The following is a 16667-nucleotide window of genomic DNA, read 5'->3' as shown; positions in this document are numbered from 1 at the left end:
TTGCGCTCAGGACCATTCAATGTTTGGATTTCTCCGCAGTTACTTTTCCAATGATCTCGCCATCGATCTCGGCACTGCCAACACCCTGATCTATGTACGCGGACTCGGCATCGTGCTGGACGAGCCATCGGTCGTCGCCATCCGCCAGCAGGGCGGACCCAACGGCAAGAAGACCATACAGGCAGTAGGCAAGGAGGCAAAGCAGATGCTGGGCAAGGTGCCGGGCAACATCGAGGCGATCCGCCCGATGAAGGACGGCGTGATCGCCGACTTCACCGTCACCGAGCAGATGCTGAAGCAGTTCATCCGCATGGTGCACGACACCAAGCTGTTCAAGCCTTCCCCCCGCATCATCATCTGCGTGCCGTGCGGCTCGACCCAGGTCGAGCGCCGCGCCATCCGCGAATCGGCGCTCGGCGCCGGCGCCTCCCAGGTGTTCCTGATCGAGGAGCCGATGGCGGCCGCAATCGGCGCCGGCCTGCCGGTGTCGGAAGCCACCGGCTCGATGGTGGTCGACATCGGCGGCGGCACCACCGAGGTGGGCATCATCTCGCTGGGCGGCATGGTCTACAAGGGCTCGGTGCGGGTCGGCGGCGACAAGTTCGACGAAGCCATCGTCAACTACATCCGCCGCAACTACGGCATGCTGATCGGCGAGCAGACCGCCGAAACCATCAAGAAGGAAATCGGCTCGGCCTTCCCGGGTTCGGAAGTGCGCGAGCTCGAAGTCAAGGGCCGCAACCTGTCCGAAGGCATTCCGCGTTCCTTCACCATTTCCAGCAATGAAATCCTGGAAGCGCTGACCGATCCGCTGAACAACATCGTGTCGGCCGTGAAGAATGCGCTGGAGCAGACGCCGCCGGAACTGGGCGCCGACATTGCCGAAAAGGGCATGATGCTGACCGGCGGCGGCGCGCTCCTGCGCGACCTCGACCGCCTGCTGATGGAAGAAACCGGCCTGCCCGTGATCGTCGCCGAAGACCCGCTGACCTGCGTGGTGCGCGGCTCCGGCATGGCGCTCGAGCGCATGGACAAGCTCGGTTCCATTTTTTCTTACGAATAAAAGCCGGCAGGGCGCGGCCGCTTCGGTGCCGCGCCTGGCATGCCGGGTCATGCATGCACGCTCCTTGTCATGTCAGCCCGGCCTGCCCGACCGGGGCAGGATAATTCTCACTGATGGAATACTATCCTCCGCCACTCTTCAAGCAGGGCGCTTCCGCCCGTGCCAAAGTCGTCATCTTCGCGCTGATCGCCATCGTGCTGCTGGTGGTGGACGGCCGCACCAACACGCTTGCAGTGCTGCGCCAGCTGGCCGGCACCGTGCTCTATCCGCTGCAGGTGGCGGCGCTGGCGCCGCGCGACGTCGCCTACGCCATCGGCGGCTACCTCAACACGATGACGGCGCTGAAGCAGGAAAATGCGGCGCTGAAGACCGAGCAGGTGCGCAATGCCCAGGCATTGCAGCAGGGCCAGTTCCTGGCGGCTGAGAACGCCCAGCTGCGCCGCCTGCTGTCTGCCAGCGAACGGCTGCCGGTGAAGTCGGTGCTGAGCGAGATGCTGTACGACACCCGCGACCCCTTCACCCGCAAGATCGTGCTCAACCGCGGTTCCCAGCATGGCGTGGCGCTGGGCCAGCCCGTGATCGACGACACCGGCGTGGTCGGCCAGGTCACCCGGCTTTATCCCTTCACCACCGAGGTCACGCTGCTGACCGACAAGGACCAGGCGATCTCGGTGCAGGTGGTGCGCAGCGGCGTGCGCAGCGTGGCCTACGGCCGCGGCCAGTCCGGCGTGCTGGAACTGCGCTTCATCGCCGCCAACGCCGACATCAAGAAGGGCGACGTGCTGGTCACCTCCGGCATCGACGGCGTCTATCCGGCCGGCCTGGCGGTGGCGTCCGTGGTGTCGGTCGAGCACAAGTCCTCGGACGCCTTTGCCCGCATCATCTGCCAGCCCACCGCCGGCATCGACCGCAACCAGCAGTTCCTGATCCTGCTCAACGAGCAGAAGGAACTGCCGCGCCCGGCGCCGGAAGAAACCAAGAAGGAAAAGTCGCCGAAGAAAAAGATGAAGGATGCCGGCAAGGATGCCGCCCAGACGGCGCCGGCGGCAACCGCCGCCAGCCCCGCAGTGCCGGCGCCCACAGCGCCCGTTGCCAGAACGGAAGGCAAGACGGAAGCCGGGAATGAAGCCAAGACGGAACCCAGGGTCGCGGGCGCCAATGTGATCAGCGCCTCCTCGAAAAACATCACCCGGATCGTCACGCCGGCCGCTGCTGCCGAGGCAAAGAAATGAACCGTCCGCAATACATCCTGCTCCCGGTCAGCCCGCTGTTCATCGCCGTCACCCTGGTCGGCGCCTTCCTGCTCAATCTGCTGCCCTGGGGCGACCTGTACGGCGTGCCCGACTTCGTCGCGCTGACGCTGATCTTCTGGAGCGTGCACCAGCCGCGCAAGGTCGGCATCGGCCTGGCCTTTCTGATGGGCCTGCTGATGGATGTGCACAATGCCTCTCTGCTGGGCGAGAATGCGCTGGCCTACACGCTGCTTTCCTATTTCGCGATCATGATCCATCGCCGCATGCTGTGGTTCCGCCCCATCACCCAGGCGCTGCACGTGCTGCCGCTGCTGCTGCTGATGCAGGTGGTGCAGATGCTGATCCAGGCGCTGGTCAGCGGCAAGTTTCCCGGCTGGTATTACTTCGCTTCCAGCCTGGTCAGCGCGGCGCTGTGGCCGCTGGTCACCTGGATGCTGCTGGCGCCGCAGCGGCGCGCCGTGGACCGCGATGAAACCCGTCCGATCTGACCCGCCATTCGCCGAGCCTGCCAAGCATGACTGAATTCAAGAACACGGAACGCGAACTGCATTACTTCCGGCTGCGCCTGTCGGTGGCGGGCCTGTTCGTGTTCATTTTCTTTTGCCTGCTGGCCGCGCGCTTCGTCTGGCTGCAGGGCTACCAGCATGATCACTACGCCGCCCAGGCCGAGGACAACCGGATCTCGGTGGTGCCGGTGGTGCCCAACCGCGGCCTGATCGTGGACCGCAACGGCGTCGTGCTGGCGCGCAATTTCGCCGCCTACACGCTGGAGATCACGCCATCGAAGATCAACCGCGACCTCGACGAGCTGATCGACCTGCTCGGCGGCATCGTCGAGATCCAGCCCAAGGACAGGCGGCGTTTCCGGCGCCAGCTGGAAGAGTCCAAGAGCTTCGAGAGCCTGCCGATCCGCACCCGCCTGACCGACGAGGAAGTGGCCCGCTTCACCGCGCAGCGCTACCGCTTTCCGGGCGTGGACATCCAGGCCCGGCTGTTCCGGCAATATCCGCTCGGCTCGATGGCGTCCCATGTGATCGGCTTCATCGGCCGCATCAACCAGCGCGAGTCCGCCAGGATCGAGGAGACCGAGGACGCCGCCAACTACAACGGCACCAGCTACATCGGCAAGGAAGGCGTCGAGAAAAGCTACGAGAAGCAGCTGCACGGCCAGACCGGCTACGAGGAAGTGGAAGTGTCGGCCGGCGGCCGCGCGGTGCGCACGCTGTCGCGCACGCCGGCCACGCCCGGCTCCAACCTGATCCTGTCGATCGACATCGAGTTGCAGAAGGTGGTGGAGCAGGCCTTCGGCAACCGCCGCGGCGCGCTGATCGCCATCGAGCCTTCCACCGGCGACATCCTGGCCTATGTGTCGATGCCGACCTTCGACCCCAACCTGTTCGTCGAGGGCATCGACCAGCAGAGCTGGGACGAGCTCAACAATTCGCCGGACAAGCCGCTGGTGAACCGGCCGCTGTCGGGCAGCTATCCGCCCGGCTCGACCTACAAGCCCTTCATGGCGCTGGCCGCGCTCGAACTGGGCAAGCGCTCGCCGATGTCGGCCATCAGCGACCCCGGCTATTTCATGTTCGGCAACCACCGCTTCCGGGACGACAAGGAAGGCGGCCACGGCACGGTGGACATGTACAAGTCCATCGTCCATTCCTGCGACACCTACTACTACCAGCTCTCGGCCGACATGGGCGTGGACATGATGCATGACTTCATGAAGCCGTTCGGCTTCGGCCAGCTGACCGGCATCGACCTCGAGCACGAGAAGAAGGGCATCCTGCCGTCCACTGCCTGGAAGCGCGCCGCCTACCGCCGGCCCCAGCAGCAGAAATGGTATGCCGGCGAAACCATCTCGCTGGGCATCGGCCAGGGCTACAACTCCTTCACGCCGCTGCAGCTGGCGCATGCCACCGCCATACTGGCCAACAATGGCGTGGTGATGAAGCCGCACCTGGTGAAGATCATGGAAGATGGCGGCACCCGGGTGCGCACCCCGACCGTGCCCAAGGAAAGCTACCGCATTCCGCTGAAGCAGCAGAACATCGACATCGTCAAGCAGGCCATGGTCGGCGTGATCCGCGAGGGAACGGCGGCCAAGGTGTTCTCCAACCTCGGCTACGCGGCCGGCGGCAAGACCGGCACCGCGCAGGTGATCGCGATCAAGAAGAACGAGAAGTACAACGCCAGCAAGATCGACGAGCGCCATCGCGACCACTCGCTGTTTACCGCGTTCGCACCGGCCGACAATCCGCGCATCGCGATCGCCATCATCGTCGAGAACGGCGGCTTCGGCGCCACCGCCGCCGCGCCCATCGTGCGCGAGGCGCTCGACTTCTACCTGCTGGGCAAGCGCAGCGGCCGGGTACAGGACGAGGCGCCAGTGGAGCGGATCGACCTGTCCGATACCCGGCCGCTGGCCGAGGTGCGCGCCGACCAGGACTCCGAGGGCGGCCCGCGCGACGGCGCCGAAACCCAGGGCAACCGGGACTGAGCAGCCATGCAACTCACTGAAAAACGCTCCATCTGGCAGATCGTCAAACCGCACCTGACCGTCTTCGACGGCACCCTGGCGCTGATCATCTTCCTGATCATGTCCACCGGCATGGTCACGCTGTACTCGGCCGGCATCGACTTTCCGGGCCGGGTCGAAGACCAGATGCGCAACATCATCGTCTCCTTCGTGGTCATGTTCATCGCCGCCAATGTCCCGCCGCAGACCCTGATGCGCTTCGCGGTGCCGATCTATACCGTGGGCGTGGCGCTGCTGGTGGCGGTGGCCATGTTCGGCATGATCAAGAAGGGCGCGCGGCGCTGGATCAATGTCGGCATCGTGATCCAGCCGTCCGAGATCATGAAGATCGCCATGCCGCTGATGCTGGCCTGGTATTTCCAGAAGCGCGAAGGCATGCTGCGCTGGAACCACTTCCTGGTGGCGGCGCTGCTGCTGCTAGTGCCGGTGCTGCTGATCATGCGCCAGCCCGACCTCGGCACCTCGCTGCTGGTGGCGGCGGCGGGCTTCTACGTGATCTTCCTGGCCGGCCTGTCATGGAAGGTGCTGCTGGGCCTGGCAATCGCCGGCGGCGCCAGCCTGCCGATTGCCTGGACCATGCTGCACGACTACCAGCGCGCCCGGGTGATGATGCTGATCGACCCGACCGCCGATCCGCTCGGCAAGGGCTTCCACATCATCCAGTCCACCATTGCCATCGGCTCCGGCGGCATCTCCGGCAAGGGCTGGCTCAACGGCACCCAGGCCCATCTGGAGTTCATCCCCGAGCGTACAACCGACTTTATTTTTGCGGTATTCTCCGAGGAATTCGGGCTGATCGGCAACTGCGTGCTGCTGTTCCTGTATCTGATGCTGATTGCCCGGGGACTGATCATCGCCGCCAACGCGCCCACGTTCTTCGCGCGCCTCCTGGCCGGCGCGATCACGCTGATCTTCTTCACCTATGCCTTCGTCAACATGGGCATGGTCAGCGGCATACTCCCGGTGGTTGGCGTGCCGCTGCCATTCATGAGCTATGGCGGCACCGCGCTGGTGACGCTGGGCCTGGGGGCCGGCATCCTGATGAGCATCCAGCGCCACCGGAAACTGGTACAAACCTGATCCATCGATCGGACCAGGCGCGCCCGCGGGTGGCGCGCCACGAACAAGAAAAAGGAAAAGCAATGCACTTGCCATCCCGCCCATGGCCCGGCACGGCCATCCTGTGCGCCGCGGTCGCGTTCATCGCCGCCGGCTGCGGCAGCGCGCCGCAGCAGCAGAGCGCTGATGCCAACGCCGGCGCCGTTCCCGCCAAGTCGGCGCGCCGCGGCCTGCCTTCGCTGCCGCCCGCCGGTTCCGGCCGCGGCGGCTACTACCAGGACGATGGCCCCGGCGAGAACATCCCCGACAATCTCTGGGACGTGCCCGACGCCGAGCCGCGCATCGAGCCCTATGCCAATCGCGGCAACAAGCCCTACGTGGTGTTCGGCAAGGAATACGTGCCGCAGATGAATGAGGAACCGGTGAAGCAGCGTGGCCGCGGCAGCTGGTACGGCCGCAAGTTCCACGGCCAGCGCACCTCGTCCGGCGAGCCGTACGACATGTACAAGATGACGGCCGCCCATCCGACCTTCCCGATTCCGTCCTATGCCCGCGTGACCAATCTGTCCAATGGCAACACGGTGATCGTGCGCGTCAACGACCGCGGGCCGTTCCACTCCGACCGCATCATCGACCTGTCCTATACCGCGGCGCTGAAGCTGGGCTATATCGGCCATGGCAGCGCGCAACTGGAAGTCGAGCGCATCCTGCCCGACGAGATCCGGCGCATGGAACTGGCGCGCAGCAATGGCGCCGCGCCGGCGCTGGCGTCAGCCGCGCCATCGGCGCCGGGCGTGAGCACCGAGGCGGTGCCGATGCCGGTGACCATGGTCAGCGCGCCGGCCGAGCTGATGGCGCCGCCGGCAGCCGCACCCGCCGCTGCGTCAACCATGCCCGCCGCGTCCAGCGTATCCACCGTGTCCGCCGCGGCCGGCGGCTTCTACCTGCAGCTCGGCGCCTTCTCCCAGGCCGCCAATGCGCAGGCGGCGCAGGCGGTGCATGCCCAGCGCTGGAACGGCAGCCTGCGCCAGGTTGATATCGTGCACAACAACACGCTGTTCCGGCTGTATGGCGGCCCGTTCGCCAGCCGCGCCGATGCCGAGGCCGTGGCGCGCCAGATGCAGGCCAGCGGCGGCGCCATGCCCATCATCGTTCAGCGCTGATCGTCGCCTTCGTCCTGCGCCTTCAGCGCAAGGGCGCGCTCGTACAGCGCATTCTTCTTCTGCCCGGTGATGCGGGCCGCCAGCGCGGCGGCCTGCTTGACCGGGCATTCTTCCAGCAGGATGGACAGCACCCGGTCCGACTCCGCCGTGCCGGCGTCCTCCTGCTCTGGCGCACCCTCCACCAGCAGCACGAACTCGCCGCGCTGGCGGTTGCTGTCGGCCGCCAGCCAGGCTGCGGCCTCCGACAGCGGGCAGCGATGGATCTGCTCGAACAGCTTGGTCAGCTCGCGTGCGAACACCACCTGGCGCTGCGGCTCGAAGGCCGCGGCCAGCGCGGCCACGGTGTCGATGATGCGATGCGGCGCCTCGTAGAACACCAGGGTCGCGGCCAGCGGCCGCAGCTGCGCCAGCTCGGTCTCGCGCTGGCGCGCCTTGGCCGGCAGAAAGCCGTGGAAATGAAAGCGGTCATTCACCAGCCCGGCGGCCGACAGCGCCGCCACGGCTGCCGACGCGCCCGGCACCGGCACCACCCGCAGCCCGGCTGCGCGCACCGCGTCGACGATGCGGGCGCCAGGATCCGACACCGCCGGCGTGCCGGCGTCCGACACCAGCGCAATGCGCTCGCCCGCCTGCAGCCGCGCAATCAGCCTTTCGGCGACTTCCCGTTCATTGTGCTGGTGGGCCGCGATCAGCGGGCGCTGCAGGCCGTAACGGCTCAGCAGCTGCGCGGTGTTGCGGGTATCCTCGCAGGCGATGGCGTCGGCCTGGGCCAGCACCTGCAGTGCGCGCAAGGTGATGTCGGCTACATTTCCGATGGGTGTGGCGAGCACATATAATGCACAGGCCGGATAATTCTGGGCAACAATCTCCTGCAGCAGGGGCAGGGCGCCGGAAAAGCTGAACGCGGGTTGTGTCATTGGGAGTCGAAATGTCGTTCCGAAAAGTGAAGACCGGATTGGTGGCGGCGGCGCTGGCCGGATTGTGCGCGCTGGCGCAGGCAAACACAACCGTGGCCATGCCGGCCCTGCCGTTGCTGGCCCAGAACGACATCAGCCTGATGCCGGGCGGGCCGACCGACACCGGCCCGGTCGAAACCGAGGCGGTGCCGATGCCTGATGTCAGCCTGCAGCCGCAGGACCAGGCCGCCCTGTCCGGCCCGGTGCGCATCGGCCTGCTGCTGCCGTTGCGCTCGGACAGCCTGGGCGCCGCCGCCGCCATGGTGCGCGACGGCTTCATCGCCGCCTATGAAAAGCGGCGCGACCCCAATATCACCCTGACCGTGGTCGAAACCGGCGACGCCGCCCAGGACGTGCTGGATGCCTACAACGGCGTGCTGGCCGACCAGGACATCATGGTCGGCCCGCTGTCGCGCAGCGGCGCCGCCGCCATCGCATCGCGCGGCGCGGTCAGCAAGCCCACCATCGCGCTGACCCCGGCCGACGCGGTCGGCGCGCAGGCCGGCGCCCAGCCGCAACTGCTGCTCATGGGCCTGTCGCTGGAAGACGAGGCGCGCCAGGCGGCCGACCTGGCCGCCGCCGACCTGCCGGGCGAAGAGGCGCTGATCGTCTCCACCGCCACCGCATGGCAGCGCCGCGCCGCCCGCGCCTTCCAAGCCGCCTGGCAGCGCCGCGGCCTGCCGGCCGACCTGGTGGAACTGAGCGCCGGCGGCGGCAACCTGAGCGCCAGCGCGCTGGGCCAGCTGCAGGAACGCCTGCGCAACGGCCGCCCCGGCCTCGCATTCGTGGCGCTGGACGCGGCACAGGCGCGCCAGTTGCGCGAATCGATCGGCACTGAACTGCCGATGTATGGCACCTCACAGCTGAACCCTTATTCGCGCCAGGGCTGGTCCGCGGCCGAGCGCCGGCCCGACATGGACGGCGTGCGCTTCATCGACCTGCCTTACCTGCTGCGGCCGGATGCCAGTGCCGTATTCGCCCCGGCGCCGGCGGCCCAGAAGAGCGCCGACATGGAGCGCCTCTATGCGCTGGGCATCGATGCCTACCAGGTGGCGCGCGAAGTCGCCGCCCGCCGCGGCGTGTTCGAGCTCGATGGCGCCACCGGCAAGTTGAAGGCCAGCATTGGCGGCGGCCGCGCCCGCTTCGAGCGCAGCGCATCGCCGGCGGTCTATCAGGACGGCGCCGCCGCGCCCCTGTCAAACCCGCAATGACATTGAGGAAGGTGCCACGGCGCACGCAACGCCAGCTGGCCGGCGACGCCGGCGAGGATGCGGCGCTGGCGCACCTGCAAAGGCATGGCCTGGTGCTCATCGAGCGCAACTTCCACTGCCGCGGCGGCGAACTGGACCTGATCATGCGCGACGGCGCCACGCTGGTGTTCGTCGAAGTGCGGCGGCGCGCCGGCAGCGGATTCGGCGGCGCCGCCGCCAGCATCGGCAGCGCCAAGCAGGCGCGCCTGTGGAACGCCGCCCAGACCTACCTGCAGCGCTACCGCATGCCGCCGCCATGCCGCTTCGACGTGGTCGCCATCGAAGGCGCCGCGCTGGACTGGCTCAGGAATGCCATTCAGGCCTGATCAGGCCTGAATCGGTGGCTGGTTTCAACTTACCCTTATAATCGCGCATCATGACGAACCAACGTATCCTCCAGCACTTCCAGGAAAGTGCGCAGCTCATGCTGCAGGCTGCCGAGCAGCTCTCCGGGCCCATCGCGCAAGCGGTGGAAATCATGTTCACCGCGCTGTCGAACGGCAACAAGATCCTCGCCTGCGGCAACGGCGGCTCGGCCGCCGACTGCCAGCATTTCGCCGCCGAGCTGGTCGGGCGCTTCGAGCGCGAGCGGCTGCCGCTGCCGGCGCTGGCGCTGACCACCGACACCTCGATCCTGACCGCGGTGGCCAACGACTACAGCTACAACGAGGTCTATGCCAAGCAGGTGCAGGCCTTCGGCCAGTCCGGCGACGTGCTGCTGGCGCTGTCCACCTCGGGCAACTCGGCCAATGTGGTGGCGGCGATCGAGGCGGCGGTCGAGCGCGACATGCGCGTCATTGCACTCACCGGCAAGGGCGGCGGCGTGATCGGCGAGCTGATGTCGGAAGGCGACGTGCATATCTGCGTGCCGCACGAGCGCACCGCCCGCATCCAGGAAGTACACGGACTGACCATACACATACTGTGCGACGGCATCGACGTCGCCCTATTCGGAGGGGATGCAAATGACTGAAGGCGCGGCCGCGAAACAACAATCCAACGCCGCCGCCTGGCGTCGTCCGCTGGCGCGGCTCGCGCTGTGCGGCATGATCGCCATCAGCCTGCAGGGATGCATCGAGATGGCGGTCGGCACCGCGGTGGTAGGCACCATCGCCGCCACCGACCGCCGCACCTTCGGCGCCCAGACCGAGGACAAGGCCATTGCCTTGAAGGGCGAGAGCCGGGTCGCCAACATGGTCGGCAATGCCGGCCATGTGAACATCAACAGCTTCAACCGCAAGGTGCTGCTGACCGGCGAAGTGCCGGACGAGGCCACCAGGATCGCGGTGGAGCGTGAAATCGCCGACATCTCGGGCGTGCAGTCCATCGTCAACGACCTGGTCGTCGCGCCCCCCGCCAGCTATACCTCGCGTTCCAACGACACCCTGATCACCGGCAAGGTCAAGGCCTCGCTGGTGGACGCGAAAGACATCTCGGCCAACAGCTTCAAGGTGGTGACCGAGCGCGCCGTGGTCTACCTGATGGGCCGCGTGACCCAGCGGGAAGGCACCCGGGCGGCCGAAGTGGCGCGCGGCGTGGCCGGGGTGCAGAAGGTGGTCAAGGTGTTCGAGTACATCACCGAAGACGACGTGCGGCAGATGTCGAACACGCCTGCCCGGCAATAAGCCACGGTAACGGCCAATGAAGCGGCGCCTGTTCCTGCACCTGTGCCTTGGCGGTTCGCTGGCCGCCGGCGGCTTGGCGCGCGCGGCCGAGCCGGTGAAGGTGGTCTATCACATGGCCGACGGCATCGACCAGGCAACGCGCGGGCTGGCCAGCATCCGCAACCACCTGCGCGCCGCGCCTGATACGAAGATCGTGGTGGTGGCGCTGGGCGACGGCATCCGCTTCCTGCTGAAGGGCGCGACCGAGCGCAACGGCCGGCCATTCGACGCGGCGGTGGCCGCGCTGGCGCGCCAGGGCGTGGAATTCCGGGTCTGCAATAATACCCTGACCGCGCACAACATCGACAAGTCCGAACTGGTGCCGGACATCAGCCTGGTGCAGGCCGGCGTGGTCGAGATCGCCCGGCTGCAGTCACAGGAAGGCTACGCCTATATCCGCCCCTGACGCTGGCGGCGCCGGCCGGGCCACAGGCAACCAAGCAGGCAGGCAGGCAGGCAGGGGCCTTGTTGACTATAATGTCCGCATTCCCGCCTTTCCTTTCTTCACCGCCCTCATCCCTTCCTCATCATCATGGCTACTGCAAACCGCAACTGGATCAAACTGCTGGCCGGCATCGCCGTCGTGGTGATTGCCGCCGTCGCTTACTTTTCCCTGTCGTCGCGGCAGCCGGCACCGCAGGTCACCTATACCGACCTGAACGGACAGAAGATCACGCCGGAAAGCCTCAAGGGCAAGGTAGTGATGGTCAATTTCTGGGCAACCTCCTGCGTGACCTGCATCAAGGAAATGCCGCAGATGGTGCAGACCTATAACAAGTACAAGGACCAGGGCCTGGAATACATCGCGGTGGCGATGAGCTACGATCCGCCCAACTATGTGCTCAACTATGCCCAGACCCGCCAGCTGCCGTTCAGGGTGGCGCTTGATACCCAGGGCGAGCTGGCCAAATCCTTCGGCGACGTCAAGCTCACGCCCACCACCTATGTGATCGACAAGGAAGGCAACATCATCAAGCGCTACGTCGGCGAGCCGGAATTCCAGCAACTGCACAAGCTGCTGGAGAAGGCGCTGGCCGCCTGAGGCATGGACTGCCAGCAGAAATCCTTTCCAAAACCCCGGCCCGACCGGGGTTTCTGCCAATTGCAGAAACCCAAGATTGTTTGGCATTAAGGCCGGTACCCGCTTGTCTGAAGTAGTATTTGACTGCAATTCAAAAGGGTAAATCGTGCAGCCAAGGCCAGTCCTGGCGCACGGTGCCTGTCGCCTTCCCGGCAGCCGTCACAGCGCCACCACATCAATCGTCGGAAAAGATCATGGCCGTATCCTTGGTAAAAATGGGCATTCCCGGGCTGGATGAAATCCTGCTGGGCGGCTTGCCGCGCAATAACAATGTGATCGTCGAAGGACAGCCAGGCTCGGGCAAGACCACGCTGGGCCTGGGCTTCATCCATGCCGGCGCTGCGCTGTACGACGAGCCGGGCGTGATCGTTTCCTTCGAGCTGGAGCCGGAAAAGCTGCTGCGCGACGCCATCGGCTTCGAATGGGACCTGCAACGCCTGATCGATGCCGGCAAGGTGCGCATCATCCAGACCAGCCCGGCCGCGCTGCTCAGCGAGTTTCGCAGCAATGACGGCGCCTTTGCGGCTGAACTGGCCGCCATCGGCGCGCGCCGGCTGCTGATCGACGGCCTGACGCCGCTGCGGCTGTATGCGCAAAGCAATGACATGCCGTTCCGGGAAGACCTGCATCTGCTGGTCGAAGGACTGACCAGGCTGGGCGTAACCACCATGGTGACCGCCGAGCGCGACGAAGGCGGCAAGGACGGCTTCGCGCATGAGCGCTTCGTGTTCGACACCATCATTTCGCTGGGCCGCAACGAACAGCGCCGTCGGCTGCACCGCAGCCTGTCGGTGGTGAAGTCGCGCGGCCAGGACTTCATCGGCGGCAGCCACACCATGCGCATCGAACCGGGCGTGGGCATCCATGTGTATCGTCGCGCCCAGTCGCGGCCGCTGGTGGCGGACGAGCAGCCCACGTCCAGCAAGCACCTGTCCATCGGCGCCGAGGCGATAGACCGCATCATGGGCGGCGGGGTCTATGAGGGCTCGATCACCATGGTCTGCGGCATTTCAGGCACCGGCAAGACCGTGCTCGGGGTGCAGTTCCTGAATGCCGCCATCGCCGCCGGCAAGCGCACGCTGCTGGTGACGCTGGACGAGCATCCGCGCCAGCTGATACGCAACGCGGCCTCGCTCGGCTTCGACCTGGAAAAGCTGCTGGCCGACGGCTCGCTGTTCATGCTGTACGAGTCCCCGCTGGAACTGGAACTCGATGTTCACTTCGACAAGGTGGCCAGGCTGGTGGAGGAGCATCGGATCGACTGCATCGTGCTGGACTCGGTGGCGGTCTATGAACTGAGCAGCGCCCATGAAGCGGCCGACTTCCTGTATGCGCTGGCCAGCTTCTTCAAGGACCGGCTGGCCACCGTGCTCTTCAACTATGAGAGCCCGGAACTGCTGGGCCTGTCGCAGATCAGCGAGGCGCTGAAGGGCTCGCACCTGGTGGACAACATCATCCTGCTGAACTATGTGGAAATCTCGACCAGGCTGCGGCGCGCCATCGCGATACCCAAGGTGCGCGGCGCCGACAACCAGCAGCTGACCAGGGAATACGTGATCGGCCAGGGCGGCATCACGGTGATCGAGGACGACGAGGAAGAGGCCGATGGCGGCGCGGTGCCGCAGCTGCCGTTCTCGTCCTATTACGGTTTGCTGGCGCGCTCGCCGTCCAGGCGCAGCCCGGTCATCGAGGAAGCGCTGTCGCAGGGCAAGAGCCTGCCCGAGTCCAGTGCGCCGGCAGTGCGCGACATGGACAAGGGTCAATGACCGAGCAGGAAAACGCCGATGCCGACTGGAGCGCCTGGGAGCAGGCGCTGGCCGAGTTCTCCGCCGCCAGCGGCCTGGTGGTCTCGGCCTACGATGCCAGCGGCCAGCGCCGCCTCGGCCCTTTCCTGCAATCCCGGCTGTCGACCCTGCTGGCCGGCTCCACGCTGTGGGACGCGCATGGCGACGGCACCCGCTTCGAGCAGGCGCTGGCGATGCGGGCCGCGGCCGAAGGCCATGCCGGCGCACTGTTCTGCGAGGAGCTGTGCGTGCAGGCGGTGCCGCTGACCCTGTTCGGCAAGAGCTATGGCGCGGTGGTCTATGGCTGGGTCTTCAACCGCTTCACTTCCGGCATGGCCTGCGAGCGCATCGCCCGCCAGCTTGGCATGTCCGGCACGCCGCTATGGGCGCAGGCACGGCTGGAGTCGCCGGTGCCGCAAGGCCGGATGACGATTTACACCGAACTGCTGCGCACCCTGATCGATTCCACCACCCGGCAGAAAGAGGCGATCGTCCGCCTGAATGAACTGAACCGGATGCGCGACGTGTTCCTGGCCACTGTCTCGCACGAAATGCGCACGCCGCTGTCGGCGATCTCGATGCGGCTGGAAATGCTGCTGCGCAGCCAGTTGAATGATCCCGAGCGCCTGCGCCGCGAACTGGGCGCGATGATGCGGCATGTGGCCCAGGAGACCCGGATGGTGGAAGACCTGATCGACGCCGCCCAGACCCGCAACGGCCAGCTGGCGATCCGTCCCGAGCATGTGTCCCTGATCCGCATCGTCAGGGATGCGCTGTCCACGGTGGAGCCGGGCGCCCAGGCCAAGCAGGTGGCGCTGGGCGCGGACCTGCCGGCGCAGGGAGAGCTGATGGTCTGGGGCGATGCGCAGCGGCTGCAGCAGCTGTTCTGGAACCTGCTGTCGAACGCGGTGAAGTTCACGCCCGAGGGCGGCATGGTGCGGCTGCGGGTACTGCCCGGCGCGCAGAGGCACCTGATCGAGGTCAGCGATACCGGGCAGGGCATTGCCGAACAATTCCTGCCCGAGGTATTCGGCGCCTTCAACAAGCAGCAGTCGCATAACGCGGGCGGACTGGGACTGGGCCTGTTCATCGCGCGCCATATCGTCGAGCTGCATGGCGGCACGATCGAGGTAAGCAGCGGCGGCGCCGGCCAGGGCGCCACCTTCACGGTCAGCCTGCCGGCGCTGGCCGGCGCGAGCGCCTGATCAGGCCAGGCCGGCGCCGTGCGCCTGCAGGTCGGCGTGGTAGGAGCTGCGCACCATCGCGCCCACGGCCGCATGCACGAAGCCCATCTTGTAGGCTTCTTCCTCGTACATCTTGAAGGTGTCCGGATGCACATAGCGGCGCACCGGCAGATGGTCGCCCGACGGCATCAGGTACTGGCCGATGGTAAGCATGTCGACGTCATGGGCGCGCATGTCGCGCATGACCTGCAGCACTTCCTCGTCGGTCTCGCCCAGGCCCACCATGATGCCGGACTTGGTCGGCGTATGCGGATGCATGTCCTTGAAGCGTTTCAGCAGGCTCAGCGAATACTGGTAGTCCGAACCCGGACGGGCTTCCTTGTACAGCCGCGGCGCGGTTTCCAGGTTGTGGTTCATCACGTCCGGCGGCGCGGCCTTCAGGATTTCCAGCGCGCGGTCCATGCGGCCGCGGAAGTCCGGCGTCAGGATCTCGATGCGGGTGGCCGGCGACAGTTCGCGCACGCGCTCGATGCAGGCCACGAAATGGCCGGCGCCGCCGTCGCGCAGGTCGTCGCGGTCGACCGAGGTGATCACCACATAGTTGAGCTTGAGCGCAGCGATGGTTTTCGCCAGGTTTTCCGGCTCGTTCGGGTCCAGCGGGTCAGGGCGGCCGTGGCCGACGTCGCAGAACGGGCAGCGGCGGGTGCATTTGTCGCCCATGATCATGAAGGTCGCGGTGCCCTTGCCGAAGCATTCGCCGATGTTGGGGCAGGAAGCTTCCTCGCACACCGTCACCAGGTTGTTGGCGCGCAGGATGTCCTTGATCTCGTAGAAGCGGGTGGTGGGCGAACCGGCCTTGACGCGGATCCAGTCGGGTTTCGGGATGCGCTCGGCGGGCACGATCTTGATCGGGATGCGCGCGGTTTTGCCGGCGCCTTTCTGCTTCTCGCTGGGGTTGTAGGCGGAGGAAGCAATCTCGGTCGGGTTGGATGCCATGGTATGCAGTGCGCCTGGCGGCGCCACTATCCTTTCAGTCGGTCAATGAGTTGGCGGGCCAGCGCCTGCTGCACCTGCGCAAGCGGCGCGGTAACGCCCAGGGTTTGCATGTCCACTGTCGCCAGGCCGGCATAACCGCAGGGGTTGATCCAGCCGAAGGGCGCGAGGTCCATGGAAACATTGAGGGAGACGCCGTGGTAGGTGCAGCCGTTGCCGCGGATCTTCAGGCCCAGCGCGGCAATCTTGGCGCCGCGCCAGTCGCCGTCGGCGATGTAGATGCCGGGCGCGCCGGCCCGGCGCTCACCGGCCAGATTATACGCCGCCAGCGTTTCGACCACAGACTGCTCGATATTCCAGACGAATTCGCGGGCAAACAGGCGGGCGTCGCGCTGGCGCCGCTTCAGGTCCATCAGCAGGTAGATCACCACCTGGCCCGGGCCGTGGTAGGTCACTTCGCCGCCGCGGTCGGTCTGTATCACCGGGATGTCGTGCGGGTTCAGCACGTGGGACGGATCGGCCGCCAGGCCCAGCGTATAGACCGGCGGATGCTCGACGATCCACAGCTGGTCGGGCGTGGCCGCGGTGCGCGCGTCGGTATAGGCGCGCATCGCGTCGAAACTCGCCTGGTAAGGCTCGCGACCGCGGTGAACGAGAACGGGCGAGCCTTCCATGGCG

General features: G+C 66.4%; 17 protein-coding genes. 14 read left to right on the top strand and 3 right to left on the bottom strand.

The genetic code is table 11. From position 1 onward, the window contains the following. The first annotated feature begins 19 nt into the window (after positions 1 to 19). The 6 genes from KTQ42_RS14300 (at position 20) to KTQ42_RS14275 (ending at position 7077) form a co-directional block, all read left to right on the top strand. Positions 20 to 1063, top strand: a complete 1044-nt coding sequence (locus KTQ42_RS14300; RefSeq protein WP_194713925.1) for a rod shape-determining protein — start codon at positions 20 to 22, stop codon at positions 1061 to 1063. Positions 1064 to 1176: 113 nt separating this feature from the next. After that, positions 1177 to 2295: a rod shape-determining protein MreC gene (gene mreC / locus KTQ42_RS14295; protein ID WP_217346107.1), complete on the top strand. Its 1119-nt coding sequence runs from the start codon at positions 1177 to 1179 to the stop codon at positions 2293 to 2295. Beyond that, positions 2292 to 2804, top strand: coding sequence for a rod shape-determining protein MreD (gene mreD, locus KTQ42_RS14290; protein WP_217346106.1), 513 nt, complete (start codon positions 2292 to 2294; stop codon positions 2802 to 2804). Before mreC ends, mreD begins: the two co-directional genes overlap by 4 nt. 26 nt (positions 2805 to 2830) lie before the next feature. Next, positions 2831 to 4816, top strand: a complete 1986-nt coding sequence (gene mrdA / locus KTQ42_RS14285) for a penicillin-binding protein 2 (protein WP_217346105.1) — start codon at positions 2831 to 2833, stop codon at positions 4814 to 4816. A gap of 6 nt (positions 4817 to 4822) precedes the next feature. Then, on the top strand, positions 4823 to 5935 hold the full coding sequence (gene rodA / locus KTQ42_RS14280; RefSeq protein WP_217346104.1) for a rod shape-determining protein RodA: 1113 nt from the start codon (positions 4823 to 4825) through the stop codon (positions 5933 to 5935). Between the two features lie 62 nt (positions 5936 to 5997). Further along, positions 5998 to 7077 carry a septal ring lytic transglycosylase RlpA family protein gene (locus KTQ42_RS14275; protein ID WP_217346103.1) on the top strand — a complete coding sequence of 360 codons (1080 nt, stop codon included), beginning with the start codon at positions 5998 to 6000 and terminating at the stop codon, positions 7075 to 7077. Here KTQ42_RS14275 and rsmI read toward each other — a convergent pair. Further along, entirely contained in the window at positions 7068 to 7994 is a 927-nt protein-coding gene (gene rsmI / locus KTQ42_RS14270; RefSeq protein WP_217346102.1) for a 16S rRNA (cytidine(1402)-2'-O)-methyltransferase, read from the bottom strand. The genes KTQ42_RS14275 and rsmI overlap by 10 nt on opposite strands. An 11-nt stretch (positions 7995 to 8005) precedes the next feature. Here rsmI and KTQ42_RS14265 point away from each other — a divergent pair, with 11 nt between their 5' ends. The 8 genes from KTQ42_RS14265 (at position 8006) to KTQ42_RS14230 (ending at position 15017) form a co-directional block, all read left to right on the top strand. Continuing rightward, a complete protein-coding gene (locus KTQ42_RS14265; protein ID WP_249222765.1) occupies positions 8006 to 9244 on the top strand; it encodes a penicillin-binding protein activator in 1239 nt (412 codons plus the stop codon). Beyond that, complete coding sequence (locus KTQ42_RS14260) at positions 9241 to 9609, top strand: YraN family protein (protein ID WP_217346101.1); 369 nt, start codon at positions 9241 to 9243, stop codon at positions 9607 to 9609. The genes KTQ42_RS14265 and KTQ42_RS14260 overlap by 4 nt, the downstream gene beginning before the upstream one ends. A gap of 50 nt (positions 9610 to 9659) precedes the next feature. Further along, positions 9660 to 10256, top strand: coding sequence for a phosphoheptose isomerase (locus tag KTQ42_RS14255; protein WP_194713917.1), 597 nt, complete (start codon positions 9660 to 9662; stop codon positions 10254 to 10256). After that, entirely contained in the window at positions 10249 to 10908 is a 660-nt protein-coding gene (locus KTQ42_RS14250; RefSeq protein WP_217346100.1) for a BON domain-containing protein, read from the top strand. Before KTQ42_RS14255 ends, KTQ42_RS14250 begins: the two co-directional genes overlap by 8 nt. Positions 10909 to 10924: 16 nt before the next feature. Next, positions 10925 to 11353 carry a DsrE family protein gene (locus KTQ42_RS14245; RefSeq protein WP_217346099.1) on the top strand — a complete coding sequence of 143 codons (429 nt, stop codon included), beginning with the start codon at positions 10925 to 10927 and terminating at the stop codon, positions 11351 to 11353. Positions 11354 to 11479: 126 nt separating this feature from the next. Then, complete coding sequence (locus tag KTQ42_RS14240; protein ID WP_217346098.1) at positions 11480 to 11989, top strand: TlpA disulfide reductase family protein; 510 nt, start codon at positions 11480 to 11482, stop codon at positions 11987 to 11989. Between the two features lie 233 nt (positions 11990 to 12222). Further along, positions 12223 to 13794, top strand: coding sequence for an ATPase domain-containing protein (locus tag KTQ42_RS14235; RefSeq protein WP_217346097.1), 1572 nt, complete (start codon positions 12223 to 12225; stop codon positions 13792 to 13794). After that, positions 13791 to 15017, top strand: coding sequence for a HAMP domain-containing sensor histidine kinase (locus KTQ42_RS14230; protein ID WP_217346096.1), 1227 nt, complete (start codon positions 13791 to 13793; stop codon positions 15015 to 15017). Before KTQ42_RS14235 ends, KTQ42_RS14230 begins: the two co-directional genes overlap by 4 nt. Here the strand turns inward: KTQ42_RS14230 and lipA are convergent, their stop codons facing one another. Beyond that, positions 15018 to 15992, bottom strand: a complete 975-nt coding sequence (lipA, locus tag KTQ42_RS14225; RefSeq protein WP_217346095.1) for a lipoyl synthase — start codon at positions 15990 to 15992, stop codon at positions 15018 to 15020. A gap of 26 nt (positions 15993 to 16018) precedes the next feature. After that, on the bottom strand, positions 16019 to 16663 hold the full coding sequence (gene lipB, locus KTQ42_RS14220) for a lipoyl(octanoyl) transferase LipB (protein WP_217346094.1): 645 nt from the start codon (positions 16661 to 16663) through the stop codon (positions 16019 to 16021). Between the last annotated feature and the right edge of the window lie 4 nt (positions 16664 to 16667).

The organism is Noviherbaspirillum sp. L7-7A (assembly GCF_019052805.1).
Taxonomy (GTDB): domain Bacteria; phylum Pseudomonadota; class Gammaproteobacteria; order Burkholderiales; family Burkholderiaceae_D; genus Noviherbaspirillum_A.
Note: the sequence above shows the minus strand (reverse complement) of the source record. Positions and strands in the feature narration are given on the sequence as shown.

Bases quoted from the DNA above. Each gene is read 5' to 3' on its own strand.
- KTQ42_RS14250 (WP_217346100.1), top strand. From the start codon at position 10,249: ATGACTGAAGGCGCGGCCGCGAAACAACAATCCAACGCCGCCGCCTGG.
- rsmI (WP_217346102.1), bottom strand. From the start codon at position 7,994: ATGACACAACCCGCGTTCAGCTTTTCCGGCGCCCTGCCCCTGCTGCAG.
- KTQ42_RS14245 (WP_217346099.1), top strand. From the start codon at position 10,925: ATGAAGCGGCGCCTGTTCCTGCACCTGTGCCTTGGCGGTTCGCTGGCC.
- KTQ42_RS14255 (WP_194713917.1), top strand. From the start codon at position 9,660: ATGACGAACCAACGTATCCTCCAGCACTTCCAGGAAAGTGCGCAGCTC.
- KTQ42_RS14240 (WP_217346098.1), top strand. From the start codon at position 11,480: ATGGCTACTGCAAACCGCAACTGGATCAAACTGCTGGCCGGCATCGCC.
- KTQ42_RS14230 (WP_217346096.1), top strand. From the start codon at position 13,791: ATGACCGAGCAGGAAAACGCCGATGCCGACTGGAGCGCCTGGGAGCAG.
- lipA (WP_217346095.1), bottom strand. From the start codon at position 15,992: ATGGCATCCAACCCGACCGAGATTGCTTCCTCCGCCTACAACCCCAGC.
- mreC (WP_217346107.1), top strand. From the start codon at position 1,177: ATGGAATACTATCCTCCGCCACTCTTCAAGCAGGGCGCTTCCGCCCGT.
- mrdA (WP_217346105.1), top strand. From the start codon at position 2,831: ATGACTGAATTCAAGAACACGGAACGCGAACTGCATTACTTCCGGCTG.
- lipB (WP_217346094.1), bottom strand. From the start codon at position 16,663: ATGGAAGGCTCGCCCGTTCTCGTTCACCGCGGTCGCGAGCCTTACCAG.
- rodA (WP_217346104.1), top strand. From the start codon at position 4,823: ATGCAACTCACTGAAAAACGCTCCATCTGGCAGATCGTCAAACCGCAC.
- mreD (WP_217346106.1), top strand. From the start codon at position 2,292: ATGAACCGTCCGCAATACATCCTGCTCCCGGTCAGCCCGCTGTTCATC.
- KTQ42_RS14235 (WP_217346097.1), top strand. From the start codon at position 12,223: ATGGCCGTATCCTTGGTAAAAATGGGCATTCCCGGGCTGGATGAAATC.
- KTQ42_RS14265 (WP_249222765.1), top strand. From the start codon at position 8,006: ATGTCGTTCCGAAAAGTGAAGACCGGATTGGTGGCGGCGGCGCTGGCC.
- KTQ42_RS14275 (WP_217346103.1), top strand. From the start codon at position 5,998: ATGCACTTGCCATCCCGCCCATGGCCCGGCACGGCCATCCTGTGCGCC.
- KTQ42_RS14300 (WP_194713925.1), top strand. From the start codon at position 20: ATGTTTGGATTTCTCCGCAGTTACTTTTCCAATGATCTCGCCATCGAT.
- KTQ42_RS14260 (WP_217346101.1), top strand. From the start codon at position 9,241: ATGACATTGAGGAAGGTGCCACGGCGCACGCAACGCCAGCTGGCCGGC.